8 protein-coding genes and 2 pseudogenes are annotated in these 12,780 nt (G+C 34.8%); 8 read left to right on the top strand and 2 right to left on the bottom strand.

What is annotated here, in order from left to right; translation table 11 throughout:
* The first annotated feature begins 105 nt into the window (after positions 1-105).
* The 7 genes and pseudogenes from MHB70_RS30885 (at position 106) to MHB70_RS30855 (ending at position 8,831) form a co-directional block, all read left to right on the top strand.
* A complete protein-coding gene (locus MHB70_RS30885) occupies positions 106-744 on the top strand; it encodes a MarR family transcriptional regulator (protein WP_060751250.1) in 639 nt (212 codons plus the stop codon).
* A 795-nt stretch (positions 745-1,539) separates the two neighbouring features.
* Positions 1,540-1,983, top strand: a pseudogene (locus tag MHB70_RS30880) (DUF4158 domain-containing protein); the annotation flags it as partial.
* Between the two features lie 634 nt (positions 1,984-2,617).
* Positions 2,618-3,883 carry a collagen-like protein gene (locus MHB70_RS30875; protein WP_080451898.1) on the top strand — a complete coding sequence of 422 codons (1,266 nt, stop codon included), beginning with the start codon at positions 2,618-2,620 and terminating at the stop codon, positions 3,881-3,883.
* Between the two features lie 749 nt (positions 3,884-4,632).
* Positions 4,633-6,099 carry a plasmid recombination protein gene (locus MHB70_RS30870; protein WP_341343751.1) on the top strand — a complete coding sequence of 489 codons (1,467 nt, stop codon included), beginning with the start codon at positions 4,633-4,635 and terminating at the stop codon, positions 6,097-6,099.
* Between the two features lie 221 nt (positions 6,100-6,320).
* Positions 6,321-6,932, top strand: coding sequence for a helix-turn-helix domain-containing protein (locus tag MHB70_RS30865; protein ID WP_061530485.1), 612 nt, complete (start codon positions 6,321-6,323; stop codon positions 6,930-6,932).
* Between the two features lie 824 nt (positions 6,933-7,756).
* A complete protein-coding gene (locus MHB70_RS30860; RefSeq protein WP_002192157.1) occupies positions 7,757-8,365 on the top strand; it encodes a DUF3967 domain-containing protein in 609 nt (202 codons plus the stop codon).
* A 217-nt stretch (positions 8,366-8,582) separates the two neighbouring features.
* Positions 8,583-8,831 carry a hypothetical protein gene (locus MHB70_RS30855; RefSeq protein ID WP_002192158.1) on the top strand — a complete coding sequence of 83 codons (249 nt, stop codon included), beginning with the start codon at positions 8,583-8,585 and terminating at the stop codon, positions 8,829-8,831.
* 517 nt (positions 8,832-9,348) lie between these two features.
* Here the strand turns inward: MHB70_RS30855 and MHB70_RS30850 are convergent.
* Together MHB70_RS30850 and MHB70_RS30845 are read right to left on the bottom strand one after the other, a co-directional pair.
* Positions 9,349-9,735, bottom strand: a complete 387-nt coding sequence (locus MHB70_RS30850; RefSeq protein WP_195911800.1) for a hypothetical protein — start codon at positions 9,733-9,735, stop codon at positions 9,349-9,351.
* Positions 9,736-9,813: 78 nt separating this feature from the next.
* Positions 9,814-10,303: pseudogene (locus MHB70_RS30845) on the bottom strand (collagen-like repeat preface domain-containing protein); the annotation flags it as partial.
* Positions 10,304-11,170: 867 nt separating this feature from the next.
* On the opposite strand from MHB70_RS30845, the gene MHB70_RS30840 reads away from it, so the two are divergent.
* Positions 11,171-12,637: a plasmid recombination protein gene (locus MHB70_RS30840; protein ID WP_061530483.1), complete on the top strand. Its 1,467-nt coding sequence runs from the start codon at positions 11,171-11,173 to the stop codon at positions 12,635-12,637.
* Positions 12,638-12,780 lie beyond the last annotated feature (143 nt).

Genomic DNA, 12,780 nt, shown 5'->3' with positions numbered 1-12,780 from the left:
CGGCAGGCGGTTTTTCTTAATAAGGTTGGAATCAACCAATATATATTCTATATACATTCTAACATATAAAAGTTGATTCCTTCCACTAAGGGAGAGAATTATTTTATGACAAAAGTTGTAGATTTTGGACAAGCTGAAAAAAAAGCAAAAATAAGAGATAGTAAGATTGATAGTATTTATGACCAGTTGCAAACTGGTGGATATTCAGAAGAAGAAAGAGCTATGCTGTTACAGATGTTAAGTAAAATGTCTGGTGGGGAAGAATATTTCATAGGTAAAAAGAAAAAGCCTACAGATCGGGTGAGATTTGTGCAAATTATAATGGATAATATAGATTATCTGATTGAAATAGGTTATTTAAGTAGTAAGGAAGAAGCTTTTTTATTCAAATTAACTTCATCTGTAGAGTTTAAAACCAATGTTCTTGTAGAACGTGAGACAAATAATCCAGCATCGCCTACATATCTAGCTGAAAAGTTTAAAATGACTCGTCAAAGTATTTCTAGTGTTATGAATGGTTTGTTAAAAAAAGGAATATTAGCAGTTGCACAATCAGGTGTTACAACTGAAGATGGACGGGTTTGTACTAGTCGTACATGGTTTGTAAATCCAAATATTATGTGTTGCTCTCCTAAAGATGGAATAGATAAAGCAACTCAACATATTTTTAGGGATTCATTAAGAAATTTTAAAGTTGAAGATCAAGGAAAGAAAAAACATAAACTACCCATTTATTTATTTTAAAAGAACGCAAAAAAATTCTTGCGTTCTTTTTTTTGATGTTATTTACCTTTTTTTAGGTGTCACTTTTTTTTGACACCGGTGTCACTTTTTTTTGACACCTCATCTTCTATAAACCCTTGGTATTACTGACTTTTTTCATTTGCTCTATCTCACTCTTATATATAAAGCTAAAAGTTCCGCAAGGAACGGGTCGTATTTTTGAGAAGAACACTCAAAAATCTCCACCCTCAGAATCAAAAAGTCGGTTCGTTAATCCTCACCTAAAGGCTATTGCCTTTTCTTTTCGATTCTGTCCTTGCAAAACTTTTTTCGGCTGTTTTTTAGCTTTCGCCAAGCCGAACAGACCAAAAACGAGATTAAGTTGTTCGACTTGGATCAGCAATTATAGGGGCATGTGTCTGTACCCCTTTTAATACTATGTTAGAAATGATGTTGTTATTCTCTTGTTGAGGATTTTTGGTAAACATAAAAACAGAGCGCTCTTGACCAAGGAGTAATTTGCTTTTCAAAAAAAGAGAAAATTGTTAGTAGGGTATGACAACCAAAATAGTTTTCCGGGGCCATATGTAAATAAACCCCAATTACCTTTAGTAAAGAGACCAAAATGTAAAAAAAACGACCATTTTTGTTACGGTCATTATTAATAAACTTTTAGTCTAATAGGCTTAGTGACAGGGTAGCTGTTCTAGTCCGCAAGACTTTTTCCAGTAATAGTAAAACAGGGTGTTCTTTAAGGTTATGCTCTCTCTCAATTATACTATTTATTAAATAAACGTAATGAGATGAGGGGAAACATTGAAAAAAAGTTGGACTGAACAAGAATTATTGGAGAACTATATGCTGTTACCAAATGAACGTCATTTAGTATTGAGTAAAAAAACAAACGCCAATCGGCTGGGATTTGCTGTCTTACTTAAATATTTTCAAGAGGAAGCTCGTTTTCCAAGCGAAAAACAAGATATCTCGAAAGATATTGTGCAATATTTAGCACAGCAAATAGATGCGTCACCTGAAGATTTTTTTGAACATTATAGATGGGGTGGAAAAGAAAGAAGTTATACAGATCATCGAAAAACCATTCGTGATCTTTTTGGTTTCAGAGAGCTTACTTCAAAAGATAATCTCCAATTGGCACAATGGCTAAAAGAACAAGTATAATTTACACATGATATTGAAGATTCATCAGATCAAGCTTATAATCCATTTCGCAAATGGAAAATAGAACCACCTTCTAGGGGTAGAACCAGCATCGCCTAGCAAATCAGTAATTTTGCAATATTCAAAACTTTATCATATGAATTCACTATTTTTTTACGATAAGTGTCATAGAATGAGCATTCTGTGTCACTTATTAACTTAAATCATAAAAAAATGATACTAATTTAATGGATTAACATCTTGAAAAAATGACATAGAACTCAAAAACTTGAATTTCAAGCTTCAAAAACATGAAAAATACCTGTATATTATCTGAAAATTACAAAATTACCGATTCACTCGAAGATGCTGGGTTTACCCCGATTAGTAATTATATCAGCGGAACCGTTTAGATCTTCTGTTCATAATATTTCCCTTTTTCTATATATATTGATACTATGCGAGGGCTAGCCCCCACACCCCCAGCCAGCACTTACACCCAAAAACAAGTAATACATACACTAATTATTATTTACTTTCATTTTTTATTACGACGGTAAAAAATGAAAATAAAGTATACGTGGTTGTTATAATAAAAATTTTAATAAGTTTTTTAGGATTTTATTTTGTAAATTAAAAGAAATAGGTAGGAATACAAGCTTTTTAAGATGAGTTTCATAAATATATTAAGTATGTATTCAATTAATTACAATTAATTTGAAAAGTCGGTGAAGATATGAGTAACTTTAATAAGTTTAATAAATGTAATCATATTCCTTTCCCTTGTGCATTTCCTATTCCAGATCAAGGTTCTACTGGACCTACTGGACCAGTTGGACCTAGTGGTCCAGTAGGTCCACAAGGGGTACCGGGAATTCAAGGAGAACTTGGAGATCCAGGTCCAACAGGACCACAAGGGGTACCGGGAATTCAAGGAGAACTTGGAGATCCAGGTCCAACAGGACCACAAGGGGTACCGGGGATTCAAGGAGAACCTGGAGATCCAGGTCCAGATGGACCGCAAGGGATACCAGGAATTCAAGGAGAACCTGGGGACCCAGGTCCAGATGGACCACAAGGGATACCGGGAATTCAAGGGGTACCTGGGGATCCAGGTCCAACAGGACCTACAGGTGCAACAGGGCCTACGGGAGCTGGGGATCCAGGTCCAACAGGACCAGTAGGACCAACGGGGCCTGGAGCTGGTGCAACAGGTCCAACAGGACCAGTAGGACCAACGGGGCCTGGAGCTGGTGCAACAGGTCCAACAGGTCCAACAGGTCCAGGTGGTGGTGCAACAGGTCCAACTGGACCAGTTGGACCTACTGGAGATTTAGGTCCAACTGGACCACAAGGGATACCTGGGATTCAAGGGGAACCCGGTCCTGAAGGACCAACAGGACCACAAGGAATACCGGGAATTCAAGGAGAGCCTGGTCCAGCAGGTCCAACAGGACCTCAAGGAATTCAAGGAATTCAGGGTCCAGCTGGTACTAGAGGACCTACTGGATCACAAGGACCTCAAGGAGTTCAAGGACCTCAAGGAATTCAAGGTCCAACTGGACCAAATGTAGTAGCTAATAATGCTTTTTTAGTTAATACAACTGATTTATCAATGACCCAAGGTGTACAAAAAACTTTTACTTTTCAAAATGTAACCCTTAATGGAACTAGTATAAGTTATACTCCAAATTCACAAAATATAATGTTAGCAGGAAATGCAACTTATGAAATTATATATTCTGCTACTAATAACACCGTAGCTAGTAATCCATCCTTAGCTGTTCAGATACAATTTTCTCTTTTTTTAGATGGAGTGCAACAATTTGGGAGTAATACTGTTTCTTCAGCAACAATTGGAGGAACTTCAAATACAGCAAGTGGAGGAGCAATAATTAATTTAGGAGCTGGTACACATACTTTACAATTACGGGGTACCATTTTATTCCAAGATGGAGCTATTTCTCCCGGTATGAGTATACGTATTGTTAGATTAATTTAAATAAGAGGATTTTGGTGCAAAGAGTGAACAAGGGTTATATTAAAACATTGAATTTCAGTAGATAGGAGATATTCATTTGGAAAATCATCTACTATTTCAATAAAAAAAACGATTCCTTAAGGAATCGTTTTTTTTATGTTTGTTTACAATTATATTTGTGAGGATACAGATTTATAAATGTATTTTAATTTTTGAAAAAATAATCACACCAAAAATAAGGGGGACACAAATAAAAGAATGCTCATTAAAAAAAATGGCATTCTTCAACAGGTTCAAAAGCAACAACAGGCATATTATATTTATGTTTACAGGGCTAGTGTAGTGAATGTGAAGCTATAAAACGGTAAGAGTCAATGGTAAGCGGACTGGAAGGGATCAGCGTTTTTTTTGATGATCCCTGAAAGGAGCATTAAGGAATTGACACGTGCAGAGGATTCTACATCCTCTTGGCAGTTCCTCAAAACGAATCGTTTTGGGGACGCCAACCGGTGAGGGAGCCCCTCAAGGATTGAGGGGTTGGGGAGTTCGAGGGAGAGGGGGCTCGGGAAGAGTTCCCCAGTGGGTTTGGGCAAAGCCCAAGGTTTATTGCCATGTTAAACATGGCTCGGCAAAGCCGAAAAGCGTCGCAGACCCCTATGTATTTTGATACGAAAGTGTCAAAATACGTATAGGGTTACGTTAATTGACATCATTTCGTCGCTTTGCTAGACTGATGGTATCAATTAATCTAGGGAAAGTGGTGGCACTTTATGTTGGGTTCTATCTCATTTAATCAATCTCACCAAAGTTCATTAAACCACAATAACAGGGGAAATATTTATGGGAATCTTGGAATTGATCCAGCTAGGTTACATGAGAATTTTTATTTTGTTCAAAAGGACATCCGAAGTGTATACAAGGATGTTTTTCAAGAAGCCGTGGACAAGTATAACGAGAAACAAAAACGGAATGATCGTAAAATTGATGACTACTATAACAAAGTACATAAAGATGATAAGACTCATGAGCAACGAGAACTCGTTGTAGCGATTGGGGAAGGTAAAGATGACCCAAAGTATAGGAAAGCTAAAAAAGAAGCTTTGAAACGCTATGCTGAGGCTTTTCAAGAGAGAAATCTAAACCTAGCGGTTTATAACATGGTTTTACATGATGATGAAGCGAATCCGCATCTGCATATTAACTATGTACCAAATTTTGAAAGTAGTCGAGGGTTAACGAGGCGTGTCGGAATGGATAGAGCCTTGCAACAACAGGGTGTCGAAGGAACGGGAAGAAAGTTAATTGCGCATTGGAGAGAAACAGAAACGGTTTATATCGAGCAATTGGCTAAAGAATATATTCCGAATTTTGAACGTGCTAATGTTGGTTCACATAAGTACATGAAAGTTCGTCAATACAAAGAGTATGCAGAAGCAAAGTCAACTATTGAAAACCAAGTAGAAGAAAAAGAAACATATTTACAAACGATTGACGATCATTTAAAAAACGTTGAAGAGAAAACAAACGAATTAGAAGTAACGAAAACGAGTTTGGAAAGTGATGTCGTTGATACGCACAAAGAATTAGAGATAGTAAAGCAACAAGTAGAGAGTGAAAATGAAAAGCTGCAGCTAATTCGTCAGCGTCAGGTAGAGTTAGAAAAAAGAGTAGAACAAATGCAAAAAGAATTAGATAGTGCTATGGATCAAGTACCAAATGAACCTGTTAAAATTCCATTTTTACGTAAAGAAGTAGTAGTAGAAGTACAGGATAAAATGTTTGGAAAAGCTGAGATTACGAAGAAACAGACAAGAAATTATGTGTTATCACCAGAACAATATCAAGAAGTAATAAAACAAGTGAACGCAGCGGTTACTATCAAAAAGGATTATGAGCGTTTGAGAAAAATAGACTTTGTGAAAGAGTATCAAAGTTTAAAAATGACTGCAGAAGGTTGGATGGAAGAGAATAGGATATTGAAACAAGAAAAAGGTCAGTTAAAAAAAGAAGTTAGTGTATTACATAAGGAAATAGGGTCTTTAAAAGCTCATATAAAGGATTTACAAACAAATGTAAGGGTTTTATACCAACAAACGAAAGCAGCTTTAAAAGAGCAATTTCAGGCGTTTAGAGGACTTGTTAAAAATGAATTGGTTGGTAGGGAAGTTAATAATCATTTTGAACAGGAACATAAGAGGGAAATGAATAAGCAGAGAGGGTTTGATATGGAAAGATAGACGTGATAATGGTGAAAAAGAGAATTGATTTTTAGTAGATGGAAACCTTTAGTAACGTATTTCATGTTATTATAAAGAAAGATGTAATAAACGAGAAAAACCGCCCATGCTTTGGTCGGCAGGCGGTTTTTCTTAATAAGGTTGGAATCAACCAATATATATTCTATATACATTCTAACATATAAAAGTTGATTCCTTCCACTAAGGGAGAGAATTATTTTATGACAAAAGTTGTAGATTTTGGACAAGCTGAAAGAAATGCTAGAAAAAGAGATTTAGAAATTGAAAATGAACAATTTAAGCAAGATCATAATGAGGTTTCAAAAGCTGAATTAGAAAAAGCTATGGAGATTATGGCTAAAGCTACTGGTAAAGAGCTTTACATAGGTACTAAAAAAAGTCCTCAATCGAAAGTGAGGTTTGTTCAATTGATTCAAGATAATTGGAACTATGCTTTGGAGACAGGATATTTTACTGATGAAGAAATACTATTTTTAATGCGCATTCAACGATTTTTACAATTTAAGAGTAATTGTATAGTTGATGATATTCATTCTAGAAGTGCAGTTCCTATGACTCAAACGCAGATTGCTGAACGTCTTGGAACGAGTAAACCTAAGGTTAGTCGAGTATTAAAGCAATTACAAGAAAAAGGTATTGTAGTAAAAGCAGTAGGTCAAGAAATTGAAGGTAATAACGCACGTACTAACGCAATTTTTATTAATCCTAACATTATGTTTTCTGGTGAACGTAACAATATTGAAGTTACTTTAAAAGCATTATTTATAAAATCCAAATCTTTATTAAAAAAATTTCAAATAGCCCTTTTTTAAGGGCTATTTTTTATGTTTTCGTAGTTACCTAATTTGATAACTAATGTTACCTAATTTGATAACTACGAAAATACCTATAAATCCTTGATATAACAACATTTTTATAACCAAATAAGGTTAATTTACTCTCACTCTCTATATAAGGCTAAAAGTTCCGCAAGGAACAGGTAGTATTTTTGAGCAAACAACGCTCAAAAATCTCCACCTTTTTCGCTACGCTCCATCCTGGCAAAACTTTTTTCGGCTCGTGTGCTTTTCTCGCCAAGCCGACAGACAAAAAGCAAAGCAATGGTTCTTGACTTGGACTAGCAAGTATACGAGCCGAACCGCTTAGCTCATTCGTTCCAAAATAGTCCTTATTCAAAAAATAGATACGTAATAAGTGGGGTTTCGCCCCCACACGACGAGCCAGCACTCTAGCCAAAAAGCAAAGGGAAAACAAAAAGACAAGCACAAACCCAAACTAATAAAAAAATAGGCGCCCATATGGACAGCTTATTTACATAAAATTCGTTATTGGAAGTTGATTAAGGGGTATCGTCAGGAATTTGCCGCACAATAGCATGTACAGAAGGAATATTATCGGTAGCAAATAAAAAGTGAAATCCTAGTTATATCAATGGATTTCGCTTTTTTATTTATTTATCATCTTATACAAGATTTCATACATGGTTGATATAGCGGGGATTCTAGGGATCCCCGCTATTCTTTTTTTGCATAAAATCTTGTATAAATAAAAAAGAATTTAAAACAAGTGATACGTGAATTATTAGGAAAAAGGGTATATCATTGCTATAGCGAATATATTTTTGAGGTGAGACGCTATGAAGACGTTATATAGTCCTGGCGAAGTGGCAGAGCAATTAGGTATCCAATCTAGTACATTACGTAAGTATGCTGATGTACTAGAAAAAGAGGGTTATACTTTCATAAAGAATGAACGTGGGCATAGAAAGTATAGAGAAAGTGATGTAATGGTGTTTCGCAAGGTTATCAACCTAAAGAACGACACAGACATAACATTAGAAAACGCCACAAAACAAATAGTATCATGGCATCAAGGCGTTGAGGTATTGCCATTAGAGCGACACGAAATTGAGCGCTATGAAGAACCGAATTTCAACGCTACAACGCTACAGATGATGCTTCAAGATCAAAATGAGGTCATTGAAAAGCAAAATGAATTACTACAAGAATTAAACAGACGTTTAGTTGAACAAGACCAGCGATTTGCACAAAGAGAATCAGAATTATTGAGCGCCATACAAACGATACAGGAATCCCAAACGCTTATAGCGACGAATACTAGTGAAGACGTAGCGAAGAACCAGGGACGCGATGAAATGCTCATGCAAACAATAAGGGAAGTCCAGGAAGTTAAGAAGATGATTGCAGCAAGTAAAGATAAGAAATGGTATGAGTTTTGGAAATAATCTATTGAAGTTTGATTAATTATTTTTCGCCAACTCTAAAAAATATAGAAAAATGAATATAAAAGTAAAGCTTAGATTCATATGAGAACCCTGAGTTTTTTTGGATACTACTGATAATCGGATTTTATGTTAACTTTTTTATGATATTGTTTAAATTAGTATAGTTGTTATATGATGAATTTGTTGTTTTAGCAAATTATAAAAGAGGTATTATGTTATGAAGTTTGAAGATAAACGTATGTTAGGTATCCAATTAGGCTGTTTAATTATGACAGAGGAAAATCAATACTTAGTTATTAAAAAAAATGAAGTTTATTCTTTATTAAATCTTAAAACCGTAGAATCTGTAACATTTGAAGTTCCTTTGGCGAATCTAGAAGAAATGTTATTTGAAGATTTAAAGGAAACTATTCAAGATATTATTGCTCCTGAACATATCAAAATTGTAGCTAAAAATATTGTATAGTTTGATGAAAAAAGCCAGTTTTTTAACTGGTTTTTTTTATGTATTTTTTTTATTTGAGTGTATTTTTTTCTTTGTTCATGGTCATTTGAATGTATACTTTTCTAGTCATTTTTGAGGGGAATAGGTAAGTTGCAATAAATTCAATATTTAAGGGGATTTGAAAGTAAACTAATATCTATTAGTTTACTTTGGAGAAAAAGAATCTGTTATATAGGATTCTTTTTTATTTTGAATTGTTTTAGGCAAAAAAGTTCCTTGCGGAACTTTTTTCGGCTTGTGTGCTTTTCTTGCCAAGTCGACAGACAAAAAGCAAATTTTAAACGAAAAGACTAGAATAAAACCATAAAAAAACAATAAACTGTCCATTTGGACAGCTTATTTACATAATTATCGTTAGCGATAGCAAATAAAACGCACAAACCTTTGATATTATTAGGTTTGTGCGTTTTTTCTTTTTATTGTTCTATGCATTTAATTTTGAATAATTATTCTGCCTCTATAAGAGAATTATATCATTTCAATCTGAAATTTTTACAAGTGTTATACTTGCTGCCGGCGAAAGAGTAGGACTGAGTAGCCCCTGATAGTTTGAATTTGCAAAGAAATTTACCATTGTTAATACGTTACCAACGTTTAATCTGACTAAAGTAGTATTACTCATAGGTTGTTTGACCAAATCGGTTGGTGCAGGCAGCATCGATAGCGGACTACTAACTATAATGCTCTCTACTAAAATAGGTCCCCCATCGATGCTTAATCCAACTGCTTGATTTTGTGGACCTACTACTGTATTAACGTCTGGTACCGCCATAAGTGTAATTAAATAAACACCAGCTGTATTTATGAGGATTCCGCCAAAACTTAATGTTAAATCTGCAGTATTTTCTGGTCCTGCTACAGTCATAGGGAGAATAGTATTAGCAGCTAAAAGACCCACCTGGCCAGGATTGTAAAACTGTCCCCGAGTTAAAATTTCTGTATCTCCCGTAGGCCCAGTATCTCCAGTAGGTCCAGTAGGTCCTGACCCAGGAGTAGAACCAATTAATTGAACTAATAAGTTTAAGAGAAGTTGTAAACTTGCAGGATCAATAATTAAAGAGAAGAAGAATGGTGCAAGAGCACTGTAGAATTGTTGTAATGAAAGAAAGTAATTGACTCAAGTCTGGATTAGAAGATTGGAGTACATTGATAATACTTTGAATTAATTGTTTTAAATAATTACCTTCTGGAGAAGGGGCTAATTGATTTATTAAATTTAATAGTTGAATGAATAAATTTAATAAAGTTAATCTGTTTGCTTCACTGGAATCTGTAAAAAATGCTGCAATAGCCGAAATTAAAGAATTTAGTAGATTGATTAATATTCCTAATTGATCGTTAGTAATTGGAACAGTTTGTGGATTATTACAACATTCTGGAGTGAAAACAATCGGATTACAGTTGTTGTGGCCGGAACAATTATTATGTTTCATATATTTCCTCTTTACTTGTCTAATAGTAGAGTATTTTTTTCTATTTTAAGAAACATAATAGGTTAAAAATATTGTTTACGTAAAATAGAAAATATGAACATATTATTTATATGTTTTTAATAATTGTATGCTTGTATTAAACACCTAACAAAAGGGTGTATTTTAATTTTTCACATTTATTTTTTATATGTAACATTAATTGAGTTATTAACGTCTGTTCCGAAGGTACAGTTGTATGATTCATTGAATGAAGAGTTCTTAATATGATTAAAGGGTTACCATATCATTTTAAGAAAACTATAAGCCAAGGAGTTTATAAAGGTTGTATTTTCTTTTGCCAACTTGAACAGAACAAAAAATAAGGAGAAATAAATAAAAGAATGTACGTTTTGTAAACGAGCATTCTTTAACAGATTCAAAAGCAACAACAGGTATATAAAATACTATGTGAAAATTGTATAAATAGTTCAACGAAATGTACACATAAATACCAGTAAGAGTCAATGGTAAGCGGATTGAAAGGGGGCAGCGTTTTTTGCTGATCCCTGAAAAGAGCATTAAGGAATTGACACGTGCAGCGGATTCATCACCCTCTTGGCATTTCCTCAAAACGAATCGTTTTGGGGATGCCAACCGGCGAGGGAGCCCCTCAAGGATTGAGGGGTTGGGGAGTTCGATTGATGGGGTCAAGGGGAAAAGTTCCCCTTGTAGGTTCGGACAAAGTCCGAGGTCTTTTAGCCAGGCTAGGCATGGCTCGGCGAAGCCGACAAGCGTCGCAGACCCCTATGGATTTACGTTAATTGACATCATTTCGTCGCTTGGCTAGACTGATGGTATCAATTAATCTAGGGGAAGTGGTGGCACTTTATGTTGGGTTCTATCTCATTTAATCAATCTCATCAAAGTTCATTAAGCCATAATAATAGAGAAAATATTTATGGGAATCCTGGGATTGATCCAGCTAGGTTACATGAGAATATTTATTTTGTTCAAAAGGACATCCGAAGTGTATACAAGGATGTTTTTCAAGAAGCCGTGGACAAGTATAACGAGAAACAAAAACGGAATAATCGTAAAATTGATGACTACTATAACAAAGTACATAAAGATGATAAGACACATGAGCAACGAGAACTCGTTGTAGCGATTGGAGAAGGTAAAGACGACCCAAAGTATAGGGAAGCTAAAAAGGAAGCTCTGAAGCGCTATGCTGAAGATTTTCAAGAGAGAAATCCAAACCTAGCGGTTTATAATATGGTTTTACATGATGATGAAGCGAATCCGCATTTACATATTAACTATGTACCGAATTTTGAGAGTAGTCGAGGATTAACGAGGCGTATCGGAATGGATAGAGCCTTGCAACAACAAGGTGTCGAAGGAACGGGAAGAAAGTTAATTGCGCATTGGAGAGAAACAGAAACGGCTTATATCGAGCAATTGGCTAAAGAATATATTCCGAATTTTGAACGTGCTAATGTAGGTTCACATAAGTACATGAAGGTTCGTCAATACAAGGAGTATGCAGAAGCAAAGTCAACTATTGAAAATCAAGTAGAAAAAAAAGAAACACAGTTACAAACGATTGACGATCATTTAAAAAATGTTGAAGAGAAAACAAACGAATTAGAAGTAACGAAAACGAGTTTGGAAAGTGATGTCGTTAATACGTACAAAGAATTAGAGATAGTAAAGCAACAAGTAGAGAGTGAAAATGAAAAGCTGCAGTTAATTGGCCAGCGTCATATAGAGTTAGAAAAAAGAGTAGAACAAATGCAAAGAGAATTAGATGGTGCTGTAGATCAAGTGCCAAATGAATTTGTTAAAATTCCATTTTTACGTAAAGAAGTAGTAGTAGAAGTACAGGATAAAATGTTTGGAAAAGCTGAGATCACGAAGAAACAGACAAGAAATTATGTATTATCACCGGAACAATATCAAGAATTTACAAAACAAGTGAATGCAGCTGTTACTATCAAAAAGGATTATGAGCGTTTGAGAGAAACAGATTTTGTCAAAGAGAATGAAAGTTTAAAAGTGCATGCAGAGGGCTGGATGAAAGAAAATCGAACGTTGAAACAAGAAAAAAGTAAGTTGGAAAAAGAAGTTGGTGTATTAAATAGAGAAATAAGCTCATTAAAATCCCATATAAAGGGTTTGCAGACGAATATAAGAGTTTTGTATGTACAAACGAAAAAAGTTTTTAAAGAGCAATTTAAGGCGCTTAGAGGGATTGTTAAAAATGAATTGGATAGTAAGGGAATAGATAATCAATTTGAACGTGAGCATAAGAGAGAAATAAGCAGACATCGAGATTTTGATAGAGAAAGATAGAAGTGATAATGATGAAAGCATTGAATTGCATAAAAAAGAAGGATGAATATTGTATTTTTGCAAGAGACGGAAAGCTTTAACAAGATGTTTCATGTTATTATAAAGAAAGACGTATAAACGAGAAAAACCGCCCATGCTTTGGA

The organism is Bacillus sp. FSL M7-1020 (assembly GCF_038050415.1).
Taxonomy (GTDB): Bacteria; Bacillota; Bacilli; order Bacillales; family Bacillaceae_G; genus Bacillus_A; species Bacillus_A toyonensis.
Note: the sequence above shows the minus strand (reverse complement) of the source record. Positions and strands in the feature narration are given on the sequence as shown.

Coding starts and splice junctions, on each gene's coding strand:
- MHB70_RS30885 (WP_060751250.1), top strand. CDS start 106: ATGACAAAAGTTGTAGATTTTGGACAAGCTGAAAAAAAAGCAAAAATA.
- MHB70_RS30875 (WP_080451898.1), top strand. CDS start 2,618: ATGAGTAACTTTAATAAGTTTAATAAATGTAATCATATTCCTTTCCCT.
- MHB70_RS30870 (WP_341343751.1), top strand. CDS start 4,633: ATGTTGGGTTCTATCTCATTTAATCAATCTCACCAAAGTTCATTAAAC.
- MHB70_RS30865 (WP_061530485.1), top strand. CDS start 6,321: ATGACAAAAGTTGTAGATTTTGGACAAGCTGAAAGAAATGCTAGAAAA.
- MHB70_RS30860 (WP_002192157.1), top strand. CDS start 7,757: ATGAAGACGTTATATAGTCCTGGCGAAGTGGCAGAGCAATTAGGTATC.
- MHB70_RS30855 (WP_002192158.1), top strand. CDS start 8,583: ATGAAGTTTGAAGATAAACGTATGTTAGGTATCCAATTAGGCTGTTTA.
- MHB70_RS30850 (WP_195911800.1), bottom strand. CDS start 9,735: ATGACTGTAGCAGGACCAGAAAATACTGCAGATTTAACATTAAGTTTT.
- MHB70_RS30840 (WP_061530483.1), top strand. CDS start 11,171: ATGTTGGGTTCTATCTCATTTAATCAATCTCATCAAAGTTCATTAAGC.